Raw genomic sequence first — 25541 nt, forward strand, 5'->3', positions numbered from 1 at the left:
CCGAAGCCCACCCACCTGCCGTTTCCGCTGCACAGTTGTTCGTTGCCCTCGCGGCACTGGCGGCATGTGCCGTCCCCCCAACTGGGGTTGACGACAACCATGTCGCCTTCCGAGTAGCCCACCGTCTTCGGTACGGCGCTGCCCATCCCGGCCACGCGGCCCGTGACCTCGTGGCCGGGGATGTAGGGGAGGTCCACGGGGAACGGGCCTTCGAAGTAGCCGTTGAGGAGTTGGTAGTCGCTGCGGCACATGCCGGTCGCGGCGACTTTCAGCAGGATCTCGTCCGGCGCCGGGTCGGGCATGGGGACTTCGTCGATGCGAAGGGGCTCTTTGTATCCGTGCATTCGAGCTGCTTGCATCATCTGCATGGGGGTGCCTCGCTTTCGCCGGCGGGCAGCCGTGCGGGCCCGACCGCCGCAGCCCGACGAGCTGCGGATGCCTCACCGGCCGGCGCGGCCGCCGCTCCGCTTCGACAACTCCAGGGTCCTGCGCATGCCGGCGCCGCGCATCCGGAGACCGGTGACCGTGCCGCGGAACCCTCGTTGCCCACCACCGCACCCGTCGCGTCGGTACCCGCCTGTGCGACCACGAGCCCGTGGAAGCTCCCTGCCGCGCCCCGCCCTTCACACGCTGAGGTCCTCGCGGGGACGCGCGGTGGCTCACTCCACCGCCGGCGCCTACCGTTGACGGGTGGGAGTGCCACGCCGGACACGTGGTCGCGCGGCGGTGCGGGAAACGGCGTTGATGCGGGTCTCCACCGCCGTTTCCTTGGGCGCCGCTGACGCGGGCAGCGAGCGGATGGGTCGACCCCGCCGCCGACCGGACGGGAAAGTGGGAGATCGTCGTGATCAAGCCCTATGGCCCCTACGACTTCATGCCCCCGATCCCGAGCTTCTCGGTGACCTCTCAGTCCGTGGTCCACGGCGAGCGACTGGCCCGCGAGCAGGTGAGCGGCATCCTGGGCGCCGGCGGATCGGACATCTCGCCGCAGCTGAGCTGGTCGGGCTTCCCCGAGGAAACCCGCAGTTTCACGGTCGCGATGTTCGACCCCGACGTGCCGACCGCCTCGGGCTTCTGGCATTGGGCCGTGGCCGACCTTCCCGTCTCCGTGACCGACCTGCCGGCCGGAGCGGGAGACGGAAGCGAGCTGCCGGGCGGAGCGGTGACGCTGCCCAACGACGCCGGCTACCGAAGGTACCTGGGCCCGGCGACACCCCCGGGCAACGGCCCGGACCGCTACTTCCTCGTGGTGCACGCCGTCGACGTGGAAAAGCTGGACGTGTCCGAGACGACGGCCCCCGCCCTTATGGACTTCCGCCTGTTCACCCACGCCATCGCGCGGGCCACCATGTACGGCACCTTCGAGCGCTGAGTACCGTGCCACTGCCCGGGCGTCACCATGGCCGAGATCCTTTCCGTGCCGACCGGCGCGAGCTGCTGGAGCCTGAAAGACGGTCACGGGGACCCGACCGGTTACTGGGCCGAGGAGTTCGTCGCGCCGTGCCGCGTCCTCGCCGAAGCCGGGCACGAGGTCACCATGGCAACTCCCGGCGGGGTCATGCCCGTTGCGGACACGATGAGCCCCGGAGGCCAGGGCCCGATGGAAGACCTCTCGGCCGACCCCGACTCCGGATTCACTGCTGCGCGAGGCACTCGCCTCGGGCAGACCACCCGGAATCGTCCGCCACGCACCGGCCGCACTCCTCGCGACCCGCGACGCGAACGGCGACACGCTCTTCGCCGACCACGGTGTGACGGGCCTCTGCGACGAGAAGGAGGCCGGCGTCGGGGTCGCGGACAAGGCGCGAAGCGGCTGCCGGAGGACGAGCTGAAGAACCTGGCCACCCGGTATTCGCGGGGCCCCGCCCGGGAGCCCTGCACCGTCGTGGACCGCGGTCTCCTCACGAGGCGGAACCCCGCTTCCTCGGGTCCCCTCGCAGAGGAACTGCTCAAGGCCCTCTCCTGACCGGAGCCACGCCGGAGGGCCGATCACTCATCACGGGAGGTACGTCATGGCGCAGGTCATCGCCGGCCCCACGATCACCGGCGTCCACCACCTGTCCTTCACGGTGTCCAACCTGGAGGACAGCCTGGACTGGTACCAGCGGCTGTTCAGCGCCGAGCGGGTCGACTACAGGTTCCACCACCTCTACCGCGAACAGACGGGGTACGGGGTCCTGCTGATCACGCCCGACTCCGGTGTCGTGATCGGGTTGCACAAGAACACGGGCACCGGCACGAGGGATTCCTCGAAGCCCGGAGCGGGCTGGACCCCATCTCGTTCCAGGTCGGCTCCCGCGCCGACCTCGAGTCCTGGATGTCCTGGCTCGACGAGTTGGGCATCGCACACACGCCGATCCGGGACGAGTCCGAACCCTTCGCCTACTCGACCGTCGTGTTCCGGGACCCCGACAACCTCCAACTCGAGTTCATCGCCCTGGGCTGACGTCCGCCGGCCCGCGTCGACCGGCCGCCGTGACGCGGTCTTCCGCGCAGCGCCCGGTGTCGCGTCCTGCACCTCGGGGTCCGTGCGCAACTTCGCGGCCGTGTCCGCCGTCATCTTGTCCCGGGCGGCCTTGCCCGCACCGTAAGGGGTGTGGTGCGCGTACCGGCGTGCGCCCGCGGGCGAGATGTCGACGATCAGCCCACCCCCGGTTTCCGGAAGCGAGCCGGGATACGGACGGCAGAGGGGGCCGGCAGTGGCCGGCCCCCTCTGCCCCTGTCGCCTGGTTCAGGACTTGCCGCGTCCGGTGATGAGGTCCCGTGCCCGGTCGACGAGGCCGGTGCCGGGAGCCAGCAGCTTGTTGGCGGGAGGGGTGTCCGGCGCGCTGGGGTGCGGCCGCGTCGGGGCGACCTTCTTGGCCCGGCGGACCTGGTCGCCCAGCTCCATGAGCTGCTCGGGCGAGCAGGCCTGCGCCAGGCTCGGGAAGAGCAGCCGCTCCTCCTCCCGGAGGTGCTCCGTGACATCGGTGATCAGCTTCTGCACGAGGACGTCGAACTGCGCGTCGTCCACGTCGACGCTCTCCAGATCCTTGAGGACCTGTTCGACCTCGGCGTGGTCCTGGATCTCCTTGTCGGCGAGTTGGCCCCCGCCGGGGACGTGCTCGCGCACCGCCGGGTAGAGGTACATCTCCTCGGCGACCGAGTGCCGTACGAGCTCGATGGTCACGTCGTCCAGGACGTCGCGTCGTTTCTTGTCGCCCGCGGGGAGAGCTCCAAGGCGGGCGAAGTACTCCTCGACCTCGCGGTGGTCGGCCGTGAGCTCCGCGATGACGTTGCCGCCGTGTCCCATGAGAATCTCCTTTTCCGAGCGAAAGCTCTTCATCACTCGGCTGCCCGGTCCTGCCGCGGTCACGCGTGCATCACGCGGTCGGGAGGGAGCCACGACGGCGAGTCGGAGGACACCGGCCTGATGCGGCCCCTCAGGGCCGCATCAGTACCTTGATGGCGCCGTCGGTCTTCTTCTGGAACATCTCGTACGCCTGCGGAGCCTGGTCGAGCGGCACGTGGTGCGTGGCGAAGGAGTCCACGCCCAAGGGGTCGTCGTCGGTGAGCAGCGGCAGGATCTCGTCGCTCCAGCGGTGCACGTTGGCCTGGCCCATGCGGAGCTGGATCTGCTTGTCGAACATGGTCATCATCGGCATCGGGTCGCTCATCCCGCCGTAGACGCCGCTCACCGACACCGTGCCGCCGCGCCGGACCATGTCGATGGCCAGGTGCAGCGCGCCGAGGCGGTCGACGCCCACGTACTCCATGAGCTTGGCGGCCCATTGCCGTGGCAGGAGGCCGGCCGCCTGCTGTGCCGCCCGGCCCAGAGTGCTGCCGTGGGCCTCGGTGCCGACGGCGTCGACGACCGCGTCCGGGCCGCGGCCGCCGGTGGCGTCCCTGACCGCTGTGACCAGGCTCTGCGCGTCGTCGAAGTCGTCCAGGTCGTACACCTCGGCACCGTCCTGCCGTGCCCGGGTCAGCCGCTCGGGCACGTGGTCGATGCCGATCACGCGTCCGGCGCCCAGCCGGCGTGCCACCCGGCAGCTCATCGCGCCGATCGGCCCGAGGCCGAGGACGGCGACGGTGCCGCCCGCGGGTACGGCCGCGTACTTCACGGCCTGCCAGGCGGTGGGCAGTACGTCCGAGAGATAGACGAACCGGTCGTCCGGCGGGCCGTCGGGCACCTTGATCGGCCCGAACTGGGCCTGCGGCACCCGCAGGTACTCGGCCTGGGCGCCGGGGACCTGACCGTACAGCTTGGTGTAGCCGAACAGTGCGGCACCGCTGCCGTACTCGGTGACCTGGGTGGTCTCGCACTGGGTGGGCAGTCCCTCCCGGCACATCCAGCAGGTGCCGCAGGAGATCTGGAACGGCACCACGACCCGGTCGCCGGGGGAGAGGTCGCCGACGTCGGGCCCGGTCTCCTCCACGATGCCCATCGGCTCGTGACCGAGGATGTCCCCGGGGGTCATGTACGGCGCCAGGACCTCGTACAGGTGCAGGTCGGAGCCGCACAGCCCGGTCGACGTAATCCGGATCACGGCATCCGTCGGCTTCTCGATCCCCGGGTCGGGCACCGTCTCGACCCTCACGTCACGCTTGCCGTGCCACACGGTCGCGCGCATGGTCGGTCACTCCTCTCGGACGGGGACGTCCGGCAGGACAGAAGGTTCGGCTACCCGAGGCGCGGCCCGCGAACCACGCGGCGGCCGCCGGGGACGACAGGGACCGTGGCCCCCCGACCGCCGCCGGTCCCTTCGCCCCCTCAGCCGGCGGCCCGGCCGCCCGGGCCGAGGAGCCCTGGGAAGGCGGTCCCGGGACGGGGTCCCCCGCTGCCCAGGACCCGTCCGGCCCGCCAGGTGACCAGTCCGGGCAGGAGGGCGCGCGCGGTCTGCACGCCGCGCACCCAGGGCTGGACGTACACGGAGGAGGACCGCCGTTCGATGCCGCGCACCAGACGCTCCGCCGTGGGCTCCACCGGGTGGGCCCGGTTGGCCGGCCACGGCATCAGCGCCCGCACCTCCCGCAGCGGCCCGTGGCGCCAGGCCTCCCGGATCATCTCGGTGTCCGTCCAGCTGAGGTAGGCGATGCCCACGCCCACTCCACGGCCCGCGACCTCGGTGCGCAGGCCGTGGGCGAAGGTCTCGACCCCCGACTTGGACGCGCAGTACGCGGACATCATCGGGGCGGCGCCGAGGGCGGCCAGGGACGAGATCTGCAGGTAGAAGCCGCGGGTGGCGAGGAGCCCTGGGAGGAAGGCGCGGGCGGTCAGTGCGCTGCCGACCAGGTTGACCTCCACGACGCGCCGCCAGACCGTCATGTCCGCATCCTCGAACGGTCCCACCGCAGCCACACCGGCATTGGCCACGACCACGGACACCGGACCGAACAGCCGCGTCACCTGATCGGCCGTATCCCGCAGGGCCGCCTCGTCCGTGATGTCCACCTGCCATGCCTTCGCCGAGCCGGGTCCTGCCTCGGCCTCGGCCGCGGCCGACAGTTCGTCCCGCTCGAGGCCCAGCAGCGCGACCTTCGCCCCGCGCGCCACCAGGGCGCCGGCCACGGCCCGCCCGATGCCGCGTGCGGCGCCGGTCACCACGGCGGTGCGTCCCGCCAGGACCGATCCGGAGCCTGCCATCGGCACCATCTCCTTCCGGAGGTGAATGGTGATGAAAGTGACGATAGTGACATCAGTGGCGAGCCGGCTGTCCGGCGTCGGCGAGTGCCGGCGCGCCGGCCCGGGATCGGGAGGGTCTATGGCCGTCAGGCACCGGCTGGTGGCCGGCACGCCGGAGGACGTGTGGGCCGTGCTGGCCGACGTCGACCGCTACGGGGAGTGGGTCGTCGGGCCATCGGGGTCCGAGCGGGACGACGGCGACTGGCCCCAGGTCGGCTCCAGCATCCGGTACACCGTGGACATCGGGCCGATGAAGCTCCAGGGAACCACTGTCGTGCGGATCAGCCGGCCGGGCCGGCAACTGGAACTCGAAGCCATGAGCGGATGGCTCGGCAGCGCCCGCATCGCCCTCGAACTGCGCCCCTGGGCCGACGACACCCTCGTGATCGTCGACGAGCATCCGCTGCGCGGTCCGGGGGGCATGCTGCACAACTCCCTGCTCGACGCGTTCCTCCAACTGCGCCACCGCAGCATGCTCAACAGACTGGCGCACCTGGTCGAGGAGCGCGTGGACCGGACCGCGTCCGGTACGTGAGCGGTGACTCTACGGAAGGCGATCGCATGCCGGACGCGGTGGTGATCGGTGCGGGCCCCAACGGTCTCGTCGCCGCGAATCTCCTGGCCGAGGCGGGATGGGCCGTGGAGGTCCTGGAAGCCCAGGACGAGCCCGGCGGCGGGGTCCGCTCCGACCGTGCCGTCCACCCCGACTTCGTCCACGACCTGTTCAGCTCCTTCTATCCGCTGGCCGCCGCCTCGCCGGTCATCCGCCGGCTCGAGCTGGAACGAGAAGGCCTGCGCTGGAGCCACGCCCCGGCCGTGGTCGCGCACCCGCTGCTGGACGGTCGCTGCGCCGTGCTCCACCGGAACGCCGCGGACACCGCGGCGCTCCTCGACCGGGACACCCCCGGTGACGGCGAGGCCTGGCTGCGCCTGTGCGCTCTGTGGGACCGCCTCGGTGACGACATCCTGGACGCGCTGTTCACGCCCTTCCCACCAGTGCGGGCCGGACTGCGCCTGGCCGCCCGGCTGCGCACCGCGGGGGGACTCCGCCTGGCCCGCACCCTGGTGCTTCCGGTGCGCAGGCTGGGGGAGGAGGAGTTCCGCGGCGCGCTGGGTCCGCTGCTCCTGGCGGGCAACGCCTTGCACGCCGACCTTGCCCCGGAAGCCGCCGGCAGCGGTGGGTACGGCTGGCTCATGGCGATGCTCGGGCAGGCGTACGGGTTTCCGGTCCCCGTGGGCGGCGCGCAGTCCCTGGTCACCGCTCTGGTCGCCCGTCTGCGGCGCAACGGAGGGACGGTGAGCTGCGGGGTCCGGGCCACGTCGGTGGTGGTCCGTTCCGGGCGGGCCATCGGCGTCCGCACGGCGGACGGCCGGGTCGTCCCGGCCGCCCGCGCCGTCCTGGCCGACGTCTCAGCGCCGGCGCTCTACACGCGACTGCTGGACCCGGCCGACCTTCCCGCACGCGTCCAGGAGGACCTGCGGCGGTTCCAGTGGGACTTCGCGACCTTCAAGGTCGACTGGGCGCTCGACGGCCCGGTGCCGTGGACCGCCGGCGCCGCGCGGGGCGCGGGCACGGTCCATCTGGCTGAGGGGGTGGACGGGCTGACGCGGTTCGCCGCGCAGATCGCCATGGGGGAGGTGCCCGAGCGGCCCTTCGTGCTGTTCGGGCAGATGACCACGGCCGACGGCACGCGTTCGCCGGCCGGAACGGAGTCGGCCTGGGCCTACACCCACCTCCCGCACCACATCCGCGGCGACGCGGGCGAGGGAGGCATCACGGGGGCGTGGCACTCGGGTGACCGGGAGCGGATGGCCGACCGCGTGGAAGAACAGGTCGAGCGGTACGCCCCCGGATTCCGCGCACTGATCCGCGCCCGTCGTGTCCTGGCCCCACCCGACATCGAATCGGCCGACGCCAATCTTCACGACGGCGCGATCAACGGCGGCACCGCCGCGCTGCACCAGCAACTGGTGTTCCGGCCCGTTCCGGGGACCGGGCGCCCGGAAACACCGGTCGCCGGGCTCTTCCTGGCCTCCGCGGCGGCCCATCCCGGCGGCGGCGTCCACGGGGCCCCGGGCGCCAACGCGGCCCGCGCCGCGCTGCGCTTCCGGTCCCCGAGCCGGCTGCTCAGCGGAACACAGCGCGCCCTCACCCGCCGGAACCGCTTCGGGGAACGCACCTGACACGCGGCGCTCCGGCCGCCGGGTCTTCGTGTCGGCGTGCACGCGGATGCCGTGCCAGCATGGGCCGTAGGCGGTGGACCGAGCGAGGAAAGTCGGGTCGGGCAGCCGAAGGCCCTGGCGGCGAGGGGGCCGGGTGCGCCGACAGCAGGGAGACGTTGTGGCCCACGAGCAGCTTCGACTGAGCGAGGTTCTCGCGGCGGCCGAGGCGGCCGCGCCCGCGGAGTCCGTCGAGGTCATCGCCCGCAACCTGCGCGACCGGTTCGGGGCGCGGTCCGTGTCGTTCCTCGTCGCCGACGTCATCGGCCGGAGGGTGGTGCGGATCGGTGAGCGAGGCGTGTCGGGGCAGCGCCGTGACGTGGAGCAGATCCCGTTGTCCGGCACCTTGTACGAGCGGGCGCTGCGCGGCCAGCGGCTCGTGCAGGAGCCGGGCGACGGCGAGGGCCTGCGGGTCATCGTGCCGGTCACCAACCGCGGCGACGCGATCGGCCTGCTGGAACTGACGCTTCCGGAATCCACGCCGAACGTCCTGGAGGAGGTGGGCGAGGCCGCCCACGCGCTCGCGTTCCTCATCGTCATGGACCGGCGCTTCACCGATCTCTACCACTGGCTCGAGCGGACCACGTCCGTCAGCCTGGCCGCCGAGATCCAGCGGGCACTGCTGCCCTCGGCCGCGAGTTACGAAGGGGAGCAGTTCACGCTGGCCGGCGCGCTCGTGCCCGCGGACTCCATCGGCGGTGACACCTACGACTACGCGGTCGACCACGACACCTTGCATCTGTCCATCACGGACGCGATGGGGCACGACGTCGATTCCGCGGTGCTGGCCACCCTCACGGTCAACGCCTCGCGGGGCGCCCGCCGGGCCGGGTGCGATCTCGCCGAGCAGGCGCGTCGGATGCACCGCACGCTCCTCGACCACGGCCACAACGGTCTCGCCACCGGTCAACTCATCCGCATCGCCATGGACGGAGCCGGCGCCCAGGTGATCAACGCCGGACACCCGTGGCCGCTCCGGCTGCGCGACGGCGCGGTCCAGGAGGTCCGCCTCGACGTCCACCTGCCCTTCGGCGTCCCGTCGAGCGCGCCTTTCCGTGCTCAGCCTCTCGACCTGCGGGCCGGCGACCGGCTGGTCCTGTACACCGACGGCATGCAGGAACGCCGGGCCACAGTGGTGGACTTGGCGGCCGTGATCCGCGAGACCGCCGCCGAGCACCCGCGTGAAATGGTCCGTGCGGCCACCGCCGCCGTGTTCGAGGCGTGCCTCGGACAACTGCAGGACGACGCCACGATTCTCTGCCTCGACTGGCGGGGACCGCGCACGGATGCGCGCCGCGCGCGGTGACGCCGATCAGGGCCACCGGGGGCCGCTCTGCGCCGCGGACGTCCCGGCCGCTATTCGTCGAGGAGCAGGTCGCCACGCAGGCGGGTGAGGATGTGCGACAGCAGTCGGGACACGTGCATTTGGCTGAGGCCGAGGGCGAGGCCGATCTGTGACTGCGTCATCTCCTCACGGAATCGCATCCTCAGGAGCAGGCGGTCACGCTCGCCGAGCCGGGCGATGAGCGGTTTCAGGGCCGCTATGTCCTCGACGCCTTCCAGGGCGGGGTCGGTGCCCCCGTGCTGCTCCGCGTAGCTGCCGCCGGCCTCGTCGTCCCGGTCGAGGGGAACGTCCAGGGAGCTTGCGGTGTAGCCGTTGGACGCCACGATGCCCTGGCGGACCTCCTGCTCGCTGAGTCCCAGGTGCCGCGCCAGTTCCGCCGGTGTGGGGTCGGTGTCCAGGACCTGGGCCATCTCGTCCATGGCTTTGGCCAGAGTGATCCGCAGTTCCTGCAGTCGGCGTGGGACGTGAACGGCCCAGCTGGTGTCCCGGAAGTAGCGTTTGATCTCCCCCGCGATACAGGGGATGGCGAAGGTGGTGAACTCGACTTCGCGGCTCAGGTCGAAGCGGTCGATGGCCTTGATCAGGCCGACCGTGCCGACTTGGACGATGTCCTCCATCTCGTCACCGCGGCTGCGGAAACGGGTCGCCACGAAACGGACGAGTGAGAGGTTCAGTTCGATCAGTGTGTTCCTGATGTACTGGAACTCCGGCGTCCCCTCCTCGAGGACGCCGAGTCTGCCGAGAAACACCTTCGACAACTCCCGGGCGTCCCTGGCGGCCACCTTCGTGGGGTCCTCCAGTACGGGGAGGCGTGCCTCGTTGCCGACGGGGTCCCCGATGCCCGATCGCGCGCGTTTCTTGCTTTCCTCAGTGATCATCTTCACGTATCGCGCTCCTAGGACGTGCGCTTGGGCACCCCTGCCGCCTACCCGGCACATGGCGCACCACGCCGCGCCCGCCGCGGCCCCGACCGCTTTCGGTCACACAGGGACTCTGCCTTTCAGGGAATTGGCCCGGCACCGGTACGCCGGGCGGGGAGGGGAGGACCATCGAAATCCTCCGTCAGGGGGCCGATCGGGTCGCCGATCGCCCGTGGCGGAGGCATTTCTGAGACCGGCTCCGCACGTGGACCGTGAAGGCGCGAGCAGTCGAGGAAGGAGTCGGGGGCGCTGCCGTCCGGCCGCGGTCCGGCGACAGACATTCCGGATTCGGCCTGAATTCGCGCGTGTGTACGCTTTTTTCGGCGTGCGGACCGTAGGCTGCCGGTCATGATTCGTGCCGTGGTGTTCGACGTGGGTGAGTGCCTCGTGGACGACACTCGCGCATATGAGTCGTGGGCCGACTGGTTCGGTGTTCCCCGTCACACCTTCCACGCGATGTTCGGCGTGCTCGTCGCACAGGGCCGCGATCACCGCGATGTCTTCCATCTGTTCCGGCCCGGAGCGGACCTTGACGAGGAACGCGAGAAACGCGCTGCCGCGGGGAAGCCGGAATCCTTCGGCGAGGAGGACCTCTACCCCGACGCCCGGCCCGCCCTGGCCGCCCTGCGGGGCGCCGGGCTCTGGCTCGGCATAGCCGGGAACCAGACCATTGGGGGCGAGCGGCACCTGCGGGCCTGTTCGCCGGGGACGTGGACGCCATCGGCACCTCGGCCGGCTGGGGGGTCGGCAAGCCCGATCCCGAGTTCTTCGTCCGCATGGGCGAGGCCGTTCCGTTCCCGGCGGGAGAGACCCTGTACGTCGGTGACCGTCTGGACGAGGACGTCGTGCCGGCTGCCGCGGCGGGGATGCGGACGGCGTTGGTGCGCCGTGGCCCCTGGGCCCTGATGCAATGGAGGGAGCCGGAGGCCGGACTGCCCACGTTCCGCGTGGAGGGTCTCTCGGCGCTCCCGGAGGAAGTGGCGAGGTTCAATGCGCAGGTGCGCTGAACGCGGCCCCGCGGACGGGTGGGCCCACCACCCGGAGGCGACCCCCTCGCCGACAGGCACCTGGACAGACGACACGAACGCGACATCTGCGCCGACGTGGGGGTATTCGCTGGCCAAGGCATCGGATCATCGGGTATGCAAGGGGCGGCAGCCCGGCATCGGAGGTTTGCCGGCGCGCCGGTGGCGCGCCGCAGCAGCAGCATGTGAAGGACGAGCGAGTGGCATCTGGCGTTGTGAAGTGGTTCAACTCGGAAAAGGGCTTCGGCTTCATCGCTCAGGACGGGGGAGGGCCGGACGTGTTCGCCCACTACTCCAACATCTCCGGCAACGGCTACCGCGAGCTGGTGGAGGGTGAGCACGTCACCTTCGACGTGACGCAGGGACAGAAGGGCCCGCAGGCGGAGAACATCGTCCGCGGCTGACCTCCGGCCCACCGCTCCCAGCGGGGGCCGTCTCGCGCGGGGTCGCTCTCTTCGTGGAGGGCGACCCCGTTGCGCTTCACGGAGTCAGCTCGCGGATGACCACCGAGCGGCGTCGTCGTGCACGGTGGCCGCGGACTTCGTACGCCAGGGAGCGAGGTCGTCGCGGCTCCGCCGAAGCATGACGGCGCGGCTGACCTTGATCAGCCGGAAGACGACGAGGCCGGACAGCGAGCGGGGGTCGGCGTCGCTGCTCTCTTCCAGTGCGCCCAGCAGGCCCTGTCCGGTGTTGTTCACCAGGACGTCGAAGCCGCGGGACGCACCAGTGATGTACCAGGTGGGGCGGCCTCCGCCGGCCGGGCGTGTCCGCACCCAGGAGGCGGCCTCAGGTACGTGTCGCCCCAGGACGGGGCTTTCTCCCGATGAAGTGACCCGGGCCCGTGGCCCACGCTCGGTGTGACCGGAAAAGCCGGTCGGTGAGCAGCGGCGGGACGGAGTCGATTGTGCGGTGGACGGGCGGGGCCGTGTTCGGGGGACTGCCCCGGGGCTTCTGGTGGCTGTGGTCGAGCACGCTCGTGAACCGGCTGGGTACCTTCGTCTATCCGTTCCTGACCCTCTACCTCACGCTCGACCGGGGGTTCTCCGCGACCGCGGCGGGACTGGTGGTCTCGTGCTTCGGCCTCGGCTCGGTCGCGGGCTCGCTCGTCGGCGGCGAGCTGAGCGACCGGCTCGGCCGGCGGGCCACCATGGCCGGGTCCTACGTCGTGACCGCGGCCGTCACGGCCGCGCTGGCCGTGACCCCGCAGGTTGCCGCCATGGCCGTGCTGACGTTTCTCTTCGGCGCCGGCAGCTCCGCGCCGCGCCCGGCGCTCTCGGCCATGATCGCGGACCTCGTGGGCCCGGAGGACCGGCAGCGTGCCTTCTCGCTGAATTACTGGGCGGTGAACATCGGCTTCGGCCTGTCCTCGGTCATGGCCGGATTTCTTGTGCGGGCCGACTTCGTGTGGATCTTCGTCGGCGACGCGGCGACGACGCTGGTCTGCGGACTCATGGCCTGGTTGCTGCTGCCGGAGACGCGTCCGGCGGCGAACGACGCGGTCCCGGCGCCGACGGCCGGGCCGGCTGCCGCGCGCGGCCTGACCGTGGCCCTTCGCGACGGCCGGCTGCTCGCACTGACCGCCGTGTCCTTCGCGCTGTGGTTGCTGTTCCACCAGGGCGTGACCACCCTGCCGGTGGCCATGGAGGCCCAGGGGCTCAGCACACGCACGTACGGCCTGGTGATCGGCCTCAACGGCCTGGTGGTCGTGCTGCTGCAGATCCCGCTGTCGCGGGGGCTGCGCGGCCGGCGGCCCGGCCCGCTGCTCGCCGGGGCCGCCGTCCTGTTCGGGGCCGGGTTCGGCGTGACGGCCCTCGCCGGGAGCGCCGCAACGGTCTACGGGCTCGGCGTGGTGATCTGGACGGTCGGCGAGATGGTCTTCGCGCCCACGTCGGCGGCCGCGGTCGCCGACCTGTCGCCGTCGCATCTGAGAGGTCGCTACCAGGGCGTCTTCGGCTTCGGTACGGCGGCCGCGTCCTGTGTCGCGCCGATCGCCGGCGGCATCGTCCTCGACCGCGCCGGCGGCTCGGTGCTCTGGGCGGGCTGTGCGGCCGTCGGTCTCCTGGCGGCCTGCGCCTTCCTCGTGCTCAGGCTCGGGAGCGGTCCCGGGACCCCCGGGAACGGTCAGGCACGTCCGGAAGCGGACGCCGAGCGTCCACGGGCGGCGGGCCGGCGCGGCACCGCCCGCACCTGAGCCGGGCACGCGCGTCCGCGTCCGTGTGTCCTCACTGTCTTCGTTCCCACCCGCTGGAGGTTCCCCATGTCGGTCATCGCCGCCGTAGAAGCGCTCAACTTCGGTCTCGACCACCTGGCCGCCGCGGCCCGGCGCCGCGGTCACGAGCTGGTGCTCCTGACCGCCGACCGGTCCCACTATCTGCACGAGCTGGCGCAGGCCGAGCCGGGCACCGTCACGGTGGTCGACGTCGACACCGATGACGCCGGCCGCGTGCTGGCGGTGCTGCGCGCCATGCCCGCCGTGGCAGGGGTGCTGCGGATGGTGGACTCCGTCAGTGACCAGGCCGTACACGTCGCACGTGAACTCGGGCTGCCGCACGCGGACCCCGCCGCCGTGGCGCTGCTGCGCGACAAGGGCGGATTCCGCGACCATCTGCGCCGCCACGGCCTGTCCCGGGCGCGCAGCCACGTCTTCGACCCCGCCACGGCGACGACGGACGACCTGGTCCCGTTCCTGGACTTCCCGTGCGTCGTGAAGGACGTGGCGGGGGCAGGCAGCCGCAATGTGTGGCTGGTCCGGGACAAGGACGAGCTCACCGGCGTACTGGAGGCGGCCCGGATGTCCACGTCCCTGGGCGGTCGGGACCTGATCGCCGAGACCTACCTGATCGGCCCGATGTACAGCGCGGAGACGCTGACCTGGGACGGGCAGACGCGCGTGCTCGGTGTCTGCAGTCGCACGCTGTCGCCCGAGCCCCACTTCCGCGAGGAGTCGGCCTCCTTCCCCGTCGCGCTGCCGGACCACCTGGAGGCGGAGATCCGGGAGCACGTGTCGCGGACCCTGGCGTCGGTCGGCTACCGGCACGGATTCACCCACACGGAGTTCATCAGGACCGCCGACGGAGTGGAGATCGTGGAGGTGAACCCCCGTCTCGGCGGCGTCGTGATCGGGGAACTCATGCGCCGTGCCGCCGGGTTGGACGTCCACCAGGCGCTGGTGGAGATGGCGCTCGGGGAGCGCCCCGCCCTGATGGACCTGGTCCCGCCGCCGCCCACCGGCGCGGCGGGCGTGGCCCTGTACGCTCCCGAGCCCGGTGTCGTCGCGTCCGTCGAGGGGGCCGCGGCCCTGGCGAGTCACCCCGGGAGTCCCCAGCTGTACGCCGTCCAGGACCGTGGGGCGCGGATCGCGACGACCGGCGATCAGCGCGGTCTGGTCTCCATCGTCCTGGCCGAGGGGGAGACGGCGGAACTGGCCCTGCACCACGCGTGGTCGGCGGCGGGCAAGATCCGGGTGCGGATGGAGACCGCGGGAGGTACCCCCTGACGACCGGCGGCGAACCGGCTGGGAGCGGACTGCGCGGGGCGGAAGGGAACCGTCCACTGTCACCGTGGGTCACCGGGGCCGCCCGCGTCCCGTGCGATGATCGCTTGTGTGAAGGATGTCATGGTCAGCCCCGTTTTCATCGGTCGTGACGAGGAGATGGCCACGCTCACGCGGGCTCTCGCCGACGCGGCCGCGGGCGAGCCGCGCATGGTGCTCGTCGGTGGTGAGGCCGGGGTGGGGAAGTCACGCCTGGTGGACGAGCTGGGGGAGACGGCCCGGGGCCGGGGAGCCCTCGTCGCGGTGGGCGGCTGCATGGAGATGGACGCGGAGGAGGTGCCGTTCGCCGCGCCTCTGGCCGCGTTGCGGTCCGCGCTGCGTCAGGCGTCCGGGGGACCCGTCGACGAAGGCGGTGCGTTCCCGCTGGCCGGCGTGCCCGCCGAACTGTCCGGGATCATGCCCGAACTGGGGGCAGGGGTGGCGCGTGGGCACGAGGGCGGCGCTCCGCCGCGGGCGCCGAACGGCGCGGTCCGGCTGTTCGAGCTCGCGCTCGGCCTGCTGGAGCGGTTGTCGGCGGAACGGGTCCTGGTCCTGGTCCTGGAGGACCTGCAGTGGGCGGACGCCTCGACCCGGCAACTGCTGCTGTACCTGTTCCGGTCGTTGCGGTCCGGCCGGGTGCTGATCGTCGGAACCTACCGCTCCGACGACGTGCACCGCCGCCATCCGCTGCGTCCGTTCCTCGCCGAGGCCGCTCGGCTGCGCCATCTGATCCGCGTCGACCTGCCGGCTTTCACGCGGAGCGAGGTGAGCGCACTGGTGGCGGCGCTTCAGGGCGCGCCGGCGGATCCGCCCGTGGTGGACCGGATCTTCGAGCGGTCGGACGGCAACGCCTTCTTCGTGGAGGAGCTGGTGCATGCCGCGCAGACGGGTCCGGGCTCCCGGCTGAGCGAGTCACTGCGGGATCTGCTGCTCGACCGGGTCCACGCGCTGCCGGACGCGGCGCAGGAGGTCGTGCGGATCGCCGCGGTCGGCGGCGGTGCCGTGCCGCACGCGCTGCTGGCTGCCGTCGCCGGACTGCGGGAGGAGGAGCTGATCGAGGTGGTGCGGGTGGCTGTCGACGCCCAGCTCTTCCGGCCCACGGCGTACGGCTACCGGTTCCGCCATGCCCTGGTCGGCGAAGCGGTGACCGACGAAGTGCTGCCGGGCGAACGCGTCCGCTGGAGTCGCCGCTGCGCCGAGACGCTGGAGGCCGACCCCTCACTGGTGCCGCCGGAGGAGTACAACGCCCGCCTCGCGGGCAGCTGGGCCGGCGCGCACGAGCCGGCGAGGGCGTTCACGCATTACGTGGCGGCGGCCGGTGAGGCCAGGGGGCGCTACGCCTTCGCGGAGCAACTGCGTCTGCTCACCCGGGCGATGGAGCTGTGGCAGAAGGTTCCGCCGGAGGCCCGGGACACCCTGCGGATCCCCGGAACCCCGTTCGCGCAGAATCCCGCGGTCGCGGCCGGGGCGGCCGGCTTCGTCTACGCCGATCTGCTGGCCGAGGCGGCGGTGGCCGCGCGGCTCGGTGGCGACCGGGAGCGGGCGATGGCCATCTGCAAGGAGGCGGGCGTCCTCACCGGCACCCAGGTCGATCCGCTGCGCCGTGCCTGGTTCTGGGCCGAACGGGCGCAGCTCGTGCAGGACCTCGGGCTCGGCGACGGCAAGAGCGAACTCGACCGTGCCCAGGACCTGGTGCGGGATCTGCCGCCGTCCGCCGTGCACGCCGACATCCTGGGCAGGATCGCCGCGTGGGGTGCGCGGCACCAGCCGGGCCCGGACAGCATGCAGGCCGCGGAACGCGCGGTCGGCTACGCCCGGGAGGTCGGCGACGCGTACGGCGAACTGGACGCCCGGGTCACGCGCGCCTGGCTGCTCACCGGCACCGAGCGGTTCGAGGAGAGCGTCACCGAACTGCGGCACGTGCTGCGCCGGGCGCAGGAACTCGGCGATGCCGCGGTGATCGGCCGCGCCTGCATCATGCTGCCGTCCGTGCTGGAGGGGCTGGGGCGGTCCGTCGAGGCGCTGGCCGCGGGGGACGAGAGCGCTCGGCTCTGCCGCAGCCTGTGCCTGGCCAACGTCGAGGCATGGGTGCATGCCAACCGTGCGCTGTCGCTGTTCGCACTGGGACGCTGGCCGGAGATGGCGGCCGCGACGGACGAGGCGGCGCGGCTGGCCCGGTCCCGCAAGGCCCGCGGACTGGTCGCGGCGCTGCGGGCCGAGTGGGGGTCCGTGGCGGGCGACTTGGGGGAGGCGACGCGGCAACTGGGGGCTGCGCGGGAGCTGTTCGGCACGCAGGACCGGCAGCCTCAGCTGGTGATCGGACTGGCCACCGTGGCCGTCCGTATCGCCGCCCGGGAGGGCCGCCTGGCCGACGTCCGGCGGGAGCTGTTCACCGTACTGTCCGCCGGTCTGCCGCCCGCCACCGAGCGGTACTCCCTGCGGCTGCTGTACGTCGCGGCAGCGGCCGAGGCGGACGCCTGGACGCCGGGCGTGGATGCCGAACGCGACCGGGTCCTGGCGGCCGTCCGCGCGGAGACGGACGCGCTTCCCCCGCGGGTGCCGGTGTGGCGGGCTCATCGGCTCATGATCGAGGCGGAACTCGCCCGGGCCGCGGGACATGCGGGCCCGGAGGCCTGGGCACGGGCCGTGGACGCGCTGACCGGTCTGGAGCGTCCGTACGAACTGGCCGTGGCCCGCAGCCGGTGGGCCGCCCGCGCGCTGGCCGTCCGCACCCCCCGTTCGAACGTCGTCCCGGTATTGGACCAGGCGTGGGAGAGCGCCCGGTCCCTGGGCGCCCGGCATCTGCGGAGCGACATCGAGGCCCTGGCCGGACGCGCCGGAATCACGCTGCGGCGCGGCGACGGGCCGGCGGAGGCCGCCGGTCCCGCCGCCGCACCCGGCACCGGTGCCGTACCGGCCACGGGTCTGGAAGGACTCACGGCACGGGAGCAGGAGGTGCTGCGACTGGTCGCCCGCGGCTACAGCAACGGCCGCATCGCGGAGACCTTGTTCATCTCGGCGAAGACGGTGAGCACGCACGTGTCGAACATCCTCGCCAAGCTCGGCGTCACCAGCCGCACCGAGGCCGCCGCCCTCGCCCACCGCGTCGGGTTCGTCGACCCGTAGGGAGGCCGGGCGGGGGACCGCTGTGACCCGCCTCGGGGCCTCATCGGCAGTGCCTCTCGGAGCGTTGGCGGGGACACCGGTGGTGGTCGTCCCCGAGTCCTCAACCGGTTGGCGCTGCCGGGACGTTGCCATGCGGGAGTGGGCGGACCGGTGAAGCGGGGTAGCGATACGCCGGCCCGGTTGCGCGGGCCGCACGCTGCCGCTGCGGGTGCGACGCGCCGCCCCGGGGTGGCCCCGGCGGCGGCGCCCGGGCCGTCGTGCCTGCGGTCCCCTGTCCCGCGTTGCCGGGCTGTGCCGTGGCAGTGATCCGGGTCCCTGGGCACGGTGCGACGAGGTTGGGCGGTGCGGCGTCCCTCGCGCCGATCGAGCCCCGTCCGGTTGAGTGCCGAATAGTGGGCATGCGTGTAAAGAGGGCAAATGACGCCAAGGGGGATGGAAAGGGCACTGTCATGACGAAAAAGCGCAGCTCGGTTCCGCCTGGCAAGGCCACGAGCCGGTTCGAAGGCGATGACCAGCACGGATGGTCTCCGGATGTGGACGCGACACATCAAGAGGAGAACCCGAGTGCACATCGTTCGTTCCATCCCGACACCTACGCGCCGGGTGGCAAGAACCGCGAACCGAGTCAGCAGGACATAGAGGACTCGCTGGAGGGCACGCCGGTGGAAGGCGTTTCCCGCAGCGGTGAGGAGCGGTCCGGGAAGTCCGGGAAGAAGGGGATCCAGGACATGGGGCCGCGTGGCCGTTCCGGACGCCCCAGTGGCGGTAAGGACGTGTCCGAGTCCACCGCGGTGGACCCGCAGGAGCCGTCCGGCGGCCCTTCCTCACGTGGGACCAGAGAGAGGAATCCGTAGGCCCTGCCGTCGCCGCAAGCCGTATACCGGTCAGGGGCGAGGGGGGACGCGCAGGGCGAGGAGGGCGGTGTCGTCGCTGGCCCAGTCGCCGCTGTGCTCCGCGATGAGCTGCCCGAGGTGGGTGACGATGCCCTGGGCGTCCAGGTCGCCGCAGCCGGCGAGGGCGGCGGACAACGCGTCCTCGCCGAACTGTGCGCGGGCGCCGGAGGAAGCAGTGCGGCGGGCGCGGGCCTCGGTGGCGCCGTCCGTGTAGAGCAGCAGCGCGTCGCCGGGCGCGAGCCTGAAGGTGACGTCGGCGAGCCTGACGTCCGCGAGGACGCCGAGCAGGCTTCCGGATCGGCCGATGTCCCGGACGCGGCCGTCGGCGCGGCGGATCAGGGCCGGGGGGTGTCCCGCTCTGCACAGGCGGCCCGCGATGCCGGAGGACGTGCTGCGGAAGGTGGCGTAGACGGCGGTCAGGAACCGCTCCCCCTTGCGCTGCTCGATGAGGGCGCGGTTCAGGTTGCCGAGGACGGCGGCGGGAGACAGGTGCTGGGTCGCCTCGGCGCGCAAGGTGTAGCGGGCCAGGGCGGTGACCTTGGCCGCCTCGGTGCCCTTGCCGCACACGTCGCCCATCACGGTGCACCACCACGGGCCTTTGGCGTGGAACAGGTCGTAGAAGTCACCGACCACGGTGCTGCCACCGGCCGCCGGTAGGTAGGAGGCGGCGGCCTCCAGCCCCGGCACCTTCTGCAGGACGGGGGGCAGCAGGCTGTCCTGGAGGCTGCGGGCCAGGGTGCTGGAGGTCTCCAGGGCGTCCTCGACGGCTGTCAGAGAGGTGCGGAGGTTGATCTCGTTGCTGACCGCACGGGCGATCGTGGCAAGTGCTGCCAGTTCCTCGGGCTGCCATACGTGGGGATTCTCGTCGATCACGCACGTGCTGCCGAGCACCTCCCCGCCGGGGGCGAGGATCGGATGCCCCGCCCAGGCCCCGATCTTCATCCGGGCGATCGACGGATGGCCGCTGGTGCGGGGATCGGCGGCAGCGTCCTCGACCACGAAAGCGTCCCCGGCCAGGCCGACCAGGAAGGAGCAGAAGGATTCCCCGATCGGGCTCTGCCGTTCGACCGCCTCCTGGACGTCCACACCCACGCAGGACTTCCAGAACGACCGGTGCTCGTCGACCAGCGTGATGAAAGCCCGCCCGCAGCCGGTCACCGACGCCGCCAATTGGGCCAGGTCCTCGAAGGCGTCCTCAGGGCCGGTGTCGAGCAGCCCGGTCGCGTCCACCGCCGTCAGCCGCCGACGGTCCGACAGGGCAGCCGGCAGACCGTCGGGGCGCAACCCGCCAGGGAACGCGATGCCCGTCTGCCGGCCTCTCCGAGTCCCCAATGCCGCCTCCGAGATCAGAGAGTTGAGAATGGTCACGGAATGCCACCGGAACATTCGCCGCAGGGCCACGTTAGTCAGCAGGGACACCAACATTCCAGGCGCGAAGAGGCATCGTCCGGAAGAGTCCACGGTTTCAAGGAGAGCCCGCGCCAAGGGATACGGATGCGAAATGCCGGCGCCGGGCAGCGGGGACGCCTCCGATTCCCCTCCGGCAGCACGTCGTATCTCGGGTGCTGCAGGGAGCCTCTCCGGCAGGCCCGGGCTGGCCGGACACCTTCCACGCTACGCTCCGTCCGCCCGACGGCGCACCTTCGAGCGCTGGGACATGCGGTCATGAGCACATGACGGTCAGGGCGATCGCCGCATAGTGGGTCGTGAAGGCCGCCAGGGTGAAGGCGTGGAAGACCTCATGGAATCCGAACCAGCGCGGAGAGGGGTCGGGTCGTTTCATTCCGTACACCACGGCGCCCGCGGTGTAGAGAAGGCCGCCGGCCACGAGCAGGCTTGCCACCGCTACTCCTCCGACGTGCAGGAAGTCGGGGAGGAGGAAGGCGGCGGACCAGCCCAGCGCCAGATAGCAGGGGGTGTACAGCCATCGGGGAGCCTCAACCCACAGCACCCGGAACGCAACTCCGGCCAGGGCGCCGGTCCATACGAGCCCCAGCATGACGGTTCGCTTGTGCTGGGGGAGAAGAATCATGGCCAGGGGCGTGTACGTCCCGGCGATGATCATAAAAATGTTGGCATGGTCCAACCTCCTCAGGACCGCCTCGCCGCGCCGACCCCACGTGCCGCGATGGTAGACAGCGCTGACACCGAACAGCAGCCACGCGGAAGCGGAGAAGACTCCACAGGCCAGTGCCGCCGCGGATGTGCGAGCCAGGCAGATCAGTGCAACGCCGGCGATCAGCGCCACGGGAAACATCCCCGCGTGCAACCAGCCGCGGAGCTTGGGTTTGAGCGGCTCCATCGTCTCGGCGACCGCTTCCACCACGTCGCCAACCTGGCTGGCCGCTCCTGCAATTCCGTAGGGGGCCGCCTCGGCCTGGTCGAAATCTCGGGGCCTTCCCTCAGTGATGCGGCCAGAAGCTTTGCCGGCAGGCCAGGCGCGTGCCGTGAAGTCCCGGTGCGGCTGATGCCGCTGGGCGTCATCTGCGCACATATGTCCATGGTGCGAAGTTTGTCCATGCTGCCACCGGACGCCGCGGCAGCCCCGTGCCACTCTCTGCTCTCCGCATGCGCCAGCTGACGTCGACACCCAGACTGAAAGGAGAGGAGGGACCAGCGCGGCCGGTGCCGGCTACTCCGTATGGTCGCCTCCCTCCTGCGAGCGAGCCCTGACACTGCCGGGCGTCACTCACGAGCCGCAGTGCCGGCTCGGCAGCCCTTCGAAGGGAAATCTGATGGCTGATGTACCCAAGATCGCCCTCGCCGCTGCAGTTGCCGGGGGGTACGTTCTGGGCCGGACGAAGAAGGGACGTGTCGCCTTTGCGTTGGCGACCTACCTGGCCGGCCGTCGGGTGGGCCTGGAACCCCAGCAATTGGTGATGGAGGGGGTCAAGAAGCTGCGTGAACTTCCCCAGTTCGCCGACCTCAACGAGCAGCTGCGAGGTGAGCTGTTCGCCGCCGGGCGCAAGGCGGCGGGCACGCTGGCCGATCGCAAACTCGCTGATCTGGCCGAGTCCTTGCACAAGCGCACCGAGCGCATAGGCAGCAAGGCCGAGGAGGAAGAGCCGGAGGGCGAGGGCGTGGCAGACGAGGGGCCGGAGGAAGAAGAACCGGAGGGTGAAGAGGGGGAGGACGAGTACGAGCCGGAGGACGAAGAGGAAGAGGGCGAAGAGGAAGAGCCCGAGGACGAAGAGGAAGAGGACGAAGAGGAGGGTGAAGAGGGGGAGGACGAGTACGAGCCGGAGGACGAAGAGGAGGAGCCCGAAGAGGAGGAGGAAGAACCGGAGGGTGAAGAGGGGGAGGACGAGTACGAGCCGGAGGACGAAGAGGAAGAGGGCGAAGAGGAAGAGCCCGAAGAAGAAGAGCCCGAGGAAGAACAGGAACCGGAAGCGGAAGAGGAGCCGGCGAAGCCTGCTCCTCGGCGTCGCGCGGCCGCCGGCAGGAAGTCGGACGAGGACCGCGAAGAGGGTTCCCCGCACGGACGCGACAGCGCGCGTCGTGAGAAGTCGTCCGCTGCTCGCAAGGCACCGGCCAAGAAGACGCCACCTGCGAAGAAGGCGGTGGCGAAGAAGGCCGCGTCGGCGAAGAAGGCTGCGCCCGCCAAGAAGGCCCCGTCGGCGAAGAAGGCTGCGCCCGCCAAGAAGGCCGCGCCCGCCAAGAAGGCCACGCCCGCCAAGAAGACGGTGGCGAAGAAGGCCGCGCCCGCCAAGAAGGCCGCGCCCGCCAGGAAGGGGGCGCCCGCGAAGAAGACACCTTCGGCGAGGAAATCCTCGGCACCCCCGAAGAAGGCCGCAGCCAAGAAAACGGCGGCCAAGAAGACAGCGGCGAAGAAGACGTCAACAGGGCGGCGGAGGTAGACCCATGGCCGACACGGCACGTGACACCAAAGGCGAGCAGGGCTCGGGACTCGACCAACTGCGGGGCGCGTTCAAGGACTTTGTCGGAGCCCAGGTGGGCAACCTGGCCGACAAGGCCGGTGACAAGCTGAGCGACATCACCAGCGGGTTGACAGGTGTCGCGGAGAACGGCGGCGTACTGCCCAAAGCTGGTCTGCGGATGCTGCAAGGGGATTCGCCGATCAAGGCTTTGATCGGCGAGAAGGCGAAGAGCGTCAAGGACAACGTGGTCGGCAAGGTCAAGGAGGCCTTCGGCGGAGGCGGCAAGGGTCGCGGGTCCGGTACCACCAAGGTGATGAACATCATCGAAGTACTGGACGTGGGCGTTCCGATACGCGATGCCTACGACTACTGGACCCAGTTCGAGAAGTTCAGCGGCTTCACCAAGGGCGTCCGGAGTGTCTCCAAGGGCAAGGAGGCCGACAGCGATTGGAAGGTGAAGGTCGGCCCCTCCACGCGCGGCTGGAAGGCCACGGTTCAGGAGCAGATCCCGGACGAACGCATCGTGTGGACCTCCGAGGGAGCCAAGGGCACCACGCGGGGCTGCGTCAGCTTCCATGAACTGACGCCCACGCTGACGCGCGTCGTCCTGGTCGTCGAGTACTACCCCTCCGGGTTCTTCGAGAAGACCGGGAACATCTGGCGCGCTCAGGGTCGGCGGCTCCGGTTGGACTTCAAGCACTTCCAGCGCTACGTCACGCTGACCGACGAGGAACCGGAGGGCTGGCGCGGCGAGATCCGCGAGGGTGAAGTGGTCCGCACCCATGAGGAGGCCTTGGAGGAAGAGGAACAGGCCGCTGAGGAAGAGGGTGAAGAGGACACCGCCGACGACGAATACGCGGATGAGGAAGGCGAAGAGGAGGAATCCCCAGAGGACGAGGAAGACGAATACGACGAGGACGAGGAAGACGAATACGACGAGGACGAGGACGAGGACGGAGAGGAGGAGTACGACGAGGACGAGGACGGAGAGGAGGAGTACGCCGAAGACGACGAGGAGGGGGGCGAGGATGAAGAGGCCGACGAGGACGACGAGGACGACGAGGACGACGAGGGGAAACGGTGAACGCTGATCCCCGGTACGACGGCGCGCGCAACGCGTGCCGGGGGTACGGCAGAGCCACCGGGCACGGCAGCCAGGTGCGCGCGTCGTGCTGACCGATCCCGGCCTTGAGGGCAGTGGCGAACGGCGCCACCGTACGTAGGCGGGCCGTCGATGCGACCTGCGGGACCAGATCGGGCGATTTCAGGGGTTTTGATCCCTTCGTTGCGGTTAGCCGAACGGTAGCGACCGCTCGACACCCCGGGTACCGGCCCGCCAAGGCGGTGATCGGCACGCCGCCCGCGGAGCCGGCGATCGCGGGACGCGCCGGCAGGGACCGCCAATGGGCCGATGTCCCGGGCAGGCGCGAACCGATCCCCAACGGCAGGAGCCGAGATGAACACACCCGAGTACACCATCCCCTCCATGAGCGCGGACGAGGGAGCACAGACCATTGAGGTGCTGCGCATGCGCCTGCACGCTCTCAACGATCTGGCCCTGACCCTGAAGCACGTCCACTGGAACGTCGTGGGGCCGCACTTCATCGCGGTGCACGAGATGCTCGACCCGCAGGTGGACGCGGTCCGTGAGATGGTCGATCAGACCGCCGAGCGCATCTCGATCCTGGGCGGATCGCCGGTCGGCACCCCCGGCGCGTTGGTCAGGGAGCGCAGCTGGCACGACTACGCCGTCGGTCGCGCCGAGAGCATGGCGCACCTGGGGGCGCTCGACATGGTCTACAGCGGTGTGATCGCCGACCACCGCAAGGCGGTGCGGGCCACCGACGAGCTGGACCCGGTCACTCAGGACATGCTCATCGGGCATCTTCGCCAGCTGGAGTTGTTCCAGTGGTTCGTGCGCGCGCACTTGGAGAACCCCGGCGGCATGCTGAGCGTGAGCCCCGGCGACAGCGAGCGGCAGGCCGCCCGCAAGGCCGCCGAACGGGCCATCCACCAGCCCTGAGACGCCGCTGCTCCGAGCCCGGACCCATGTTCCCCGGCCGTCGGCCGTCCCTTCGTCCGCGACCGGGAACGGAGGCCGGCACCCGCGGTCCGCCCTCGGTCCTCCGCCGGTCTGTCCGGCGTGGTCATACGGGGGAATGCGTCCTGTCGACCGGCGCCCGTGCAACGAAGGTGTGCGCGATGCCGGTCTGCCAGCCGGGAAGCGGCAGGACGCGCACCTGGGTGAATCCCGCGCGTTCCATTCGCTCCGCGAAGCCGTCGGCGGTGTCGAAGTCGAGAACGCTGCGCCACAGATGTTCGTAGAGGGGGCCGTCCCCGGTCCGGCGCGCGACCGGCATCAGCAGCGCGCGACACACCGCCGTCCACACCGCGCGATGCGCGGGTCGCCCGCTGAGCGCGTACTCGTGGACGGCGATGCGCCCGCCAGGGACCATCGCGTCACGGACGTGCGCAAGAACGCTGTCGGGGTCGAGCACGTTGCGGAAGAGGTAGGCGGCGAACACGGCGTCGAACCGACCGTCCGCTGCCACCTCGGCAAGCCGCTCCGCCGTCGAGTGGACGAACCTGACCCCGGAGGGCCATCGTTTGGCGGCCGCCGCTTCGAGCATGCCGGCCGAGGCGTCGACCGCGACGACCCGCGCACGTGGGGCGGCGCGGAGCAGGGCGGCAGTGGACGCGCCCGTGCCGCAGCCCAGATCGAGCAGCCGCATCCGCGCGGCTCCGGCGGGCAGTCGCAGGCGCCGGGCGGAACGCCGCAGATGGGCGTGGTAGCCCGGATTGGCGGCGACCATGCGGTCGTACAGGTCGGAGGCGTGGTCGAAAGCCGATGCGAGCTCGGCGTCGTGCATGAGTGACATCGACACACCTCCGCGAGACGGGAACGCTGCGGTCACCCGCCCATTGCACCGCCGCGGC

At 71.2% G+C, this 25541-nt stretch carries 21 protein-coding genes and 1 pseudogene; 13 read left to right on the forward strand and 9 right to left on the reverse strand.

Features of this window, described 5'->3' with window-relative positions:
* Positions 1–302 (reverse strand): alcohol dehydrogenase catalytic domain-containing protein (locus tag ACIP98_RS31245; protein WP_401979085.1); only part of this gene is annotated, 302 nt, incomplete at its 3' end.
* A 542-nt stretch (positions 303–844) separates the two neighbouring features.
* Here ACIP98_RS31245 and ACIP98_RS31250 point away from each other — a divergent pair.
* Complete coding sequence (locus tag ACIP98_RS31250) at positions 845–1372, forward strand: YbhB/YbcL family Raf kinase inhibitor-like protein (protein WP_319662361.1); 528 nt, start codon at positions 845–847, stop codon at positions 1370–1372.
* Between the two features lie 945 nt (positions 1373–2317).
* Positions 2318–2446 (forward strand): hypothetical protein, encoded by a 129-nt coding sequence (locus ACIP98_RS31255; RefSeq protein ID WP_401979087.1) that lies wholly within the window; start codon positions 2318–2320, stop codon positions 2444–2446.
* Positions 2447–2731: 285 nt separating this feature from the next.
* Here ACIP98_RS31255 and ACIP98_RS31260 read toward each other — a convergent pair whose 3' ends face one another.
* The 3 genes from ACIP98_RS31260 to ACIP98_RS31270 form a co-directional block, all read right to left on the reverse strand.
* Entirely contained in the window at positions 2732–3292 is a 561-nt protein-coding gene (locus ACIP98_RS31260; protein WP_319662359.1) for a hemerythrin domain-containing protein, read from the reverse strand.
* Positions 3293–3422: 130 nt separating this feature from the next.
* Complete coding sequence (locus tag ACIP98_RS31265; protein ID WP_319662358.1) at positions 3423–4613, reverse strand: zinc-dependent alcohol dehydrogenase; 1191 nt, start codon at positions 4611–4613, stop codon at positions 3423–3425.
* Positions 4614–4753: 140 nt separating this feature from the next.
* On the reverse strand, positions 4754–5626 hold the full coding sequence (locus ACIP98_RS31270; RefSeq protein WP_401979089.1) for a short-chain dehydrogenase/reductase: 873 nt from the start codon (positions 5624–5626) through the stop codon (positions 4754–4756).
* Between the two features lie 118 nt (positions 5627–5744).
* Between ACIP98_RS31270 and ACIP98_RS31275 the strand changes: the two genes are divergently transcribed.
* From ACIP98_RS31275 to ACIP98_RS31285, 3 genes are all read left to right on the forward strand, one after another.
* Positions 5745–6200 carry an SRPBCC family protein gene (locus ACIP98_RS31275; RefSeq protein ID WP_319662356.1) on the forward strand — a complete coding sequence of 152 codons (456 nt, stop codon included), beginning with the start codon at positions 5745–5747 and terminating at the stop codon, positions 6198–6200.
* A gap of 26 nt (positions 6201–6226) precedes the next feature.
* Positions 6227–7849, forward strand: coding sequence for an NAD(P)/FAD-dependent oxidoreductase (locus ACIP98_RS31280; protein WP_319662355.1), 1623 nt, complete (start codon positions 6227–6229; stop codon positions 7847–7849).
* A 157-nt stretch (positions 7850–8006) separates the two neighbouring features.
* On the forward strand, positions 8007–9191 hold the full coding sequence (locus ACIP98_RS31285; RefSeq protein WP_319662354.1) for a PP2C family protein-serine/threonine phosphatase: 1185 nt from the start codon (positions 8007–8009) through the stop codon (positions 9189–9191).
* A 50-nt stretch (positions 9192–9241) separates the two neighbouring features.
* Here ACIP98_RS31285 and ACIP98_RS31290 read toward each other — a convergent pair whose 3' ends face one another.
* On the reverse strand, positions 9242–10108 hold the full coding sequence (locus tag ACIP98_RS31290) for a SigB/SigF/SigG family RNA polymerase sigma factor (RefSeq protein WP_401979161.1): 867 nt from the start codon (positions 10106–10108) through the stop codon (positions 9242–9244).
* Positions 10109–10498: 390 nt separating this feature from the next.
* On the opposite strand from ACIP98_RS31290, the pseudogene ACIP98_RS31295 reads away from it, so the two are divergent.
* Together ACIP98_RS31295 and ACIP98_RS31300 are read left to right on the forward strand one after the other, a co-directional pair.
* Positions 10499–11157, forward strand: a pseudogene (locus tag ACIP98_RS31295) (HAD family hydrolase).
* Between the two features lie 218 nt (positions 11158–11375).
* Positions 11376–11579, forward strand: coding sequence for a cold-shock protein (locus ACIP98_RS31300; RefSeq protein ID WP_319133361.1), 204 nt, complete (start codon positions 11376–11378; stop codon positions 11577–11579).
* 84 nt (positions 11580–11663) lie between these two features.
* Here ACIP98_RS31300 and ACIP98_RS31305 read toward each other — a convergent pair whose 3' ends face one another.
* Positions 11664–11948, reverse strand: coding sequence for a hypothetical protein (locus ACIP98_RS31305; RefSeq protein ID WP_401979091.1), 285 nt, complete (start codon positions 11946–11948; stop codon positions 11664–11666).
* Between the two features lie 131 nt (positions 11949–12079).
* On the opposite strand from ACIP98_RS31305, the gene ACIP98_RS31310 reads away from it, so the two are divergent.
* From ACIP98_RS31310 to ACIP98_RS31320, 3 genes are all read left to right on the forward strand, one after another.
* Positions 12080–13366 carry an MFS transporter gene (locus tag ACIP98_RS31310; protein WP_319662350.1) on the forward strand — a complete coding sequence of 429 codons (1287 nt, stop codon included), beginning with the start codon at positions 12080–12082 and terminating at the stop codon, positions 13364–13366.
* A 66-nt stretch (positions 13367–13432) separates the two neighbouring features.
* Positions 13433–14671, forward strand: a complete 1239-nt coding sequence (locus ACIP98_RS31315) for an ATP-grasp domain-containing protein (protein ID WP_401979093.1) — start codon at positions 13433–13435, stop codon at positions 14669–14671.
* Positions 14672–14791: 120 nt separating this feature from the next.
* On the forward strand, positions 14792–17833 hold the full coding sequence (locus tag ACIP98_RS31320) for an AAA family ATPase (RefSeq protein WP_401979095.1): 3042 nt from the start codon (positions 14792–14794) through the stop codon (positions 17831–17833).
* Positions 17834–18717: 884 nt separating this feature from the next.
* Here the strand turns inward: ACIP98_RS31320 and ACIP98_RS31325 are convergent.
* Both ACIP98_RS31325 and ACIP98_RS31330 read right to left on the reverse strand, forming a co-directional pair.
* Complete coding sequence (locus ACIP98_RS31325) at positions 18718–20010, reverse strand: PP2C family protein-serine/threonine phosphatase (protein WP_401979096.1); 1293 nt, start codon at positions 20008–20010, stop codon at positions 18718–18720.
* 379 nt (positions 20011–20389) lie between these two features.
* Positions 20390–21220, reverse strand: coding sequence for a hemolysin III family protein (locus tag ACIP98_RS31330; protein ID WP_401979097.1), 831 nt, complete (start codon positions 21218–21220; stop codon positions 20390–20392).
* 241 nt (positions 21221–21461) lie between these two features.
* Here ACIP98_RS31330 and ACIP98_RS31335 point away from each other — a divergent pair, with 241 nt between their 5' ends.
* The 3 genes from ACIP98_RS31335 to ACIP98_RS31345 all read left to right on the forward strand — a co-directional run bounded on the left by ACIP98_RS31335 (position 21462) and on the right by ACIP98_RS31345 (position 24627).
* Entirely contained in the window at positions 21462–22583 is a 1122-nt protein-coding gene (locus tag ACIP98_RS31335; protein ID WP_401979098.1) for a histone protein, read from the forward strand.
* Between the two features lie 4 nt (positions 22584–22587).
* Positions 22588–23688 (forward strand): SRPBCC family protein, encoded by a 1101-nt coding sequence (locus ACIP98_RS31340; RefSeq protein ID WP_401979100.1) that lies wholly within the window; start codon positions 22588–22590, stop codon positions 23686–23688.
* Between the two features lie 372 nt (positions 23689–24060).
* Entirely contained in the window at positions 24061–24627 is a 567-nt protein-coding gene (locus ACIP98_RS31345) for a DNA starvation/stationary phase protection protein (protein ID WP_319662341.1), read from the forward strand.
* Between the two features lie 124 nt (positions 24628–24751).
* On the opposite strand, the gene ACIP98_RS31350 is transcribed toward ACIP98_RS31345, so the two are convergent.
* The gene (locus ACIP98_RS31350) at positions 24752–25483 is read right to left on the reverse strand and encodes a class I SAM-dependent methyltransferase (protein WP_401979102.1); all 732 of its coding nucleotides are present in this window, start codon (positions 25481–25483) and stop codon (positions 24752–24754) included.
* Positions 25484–25541: the final 58 nt, after the last annotated feature.

It is taken from the genome of Streptomyces sp. NPDC088354, assembly GCF_044753585.1.
Taxonomy (GTDB): Bacteria; Actinomycetota; Actinomycetes; order Streptomycetales; family Streptomycetaceae; genus Actinacidiphila.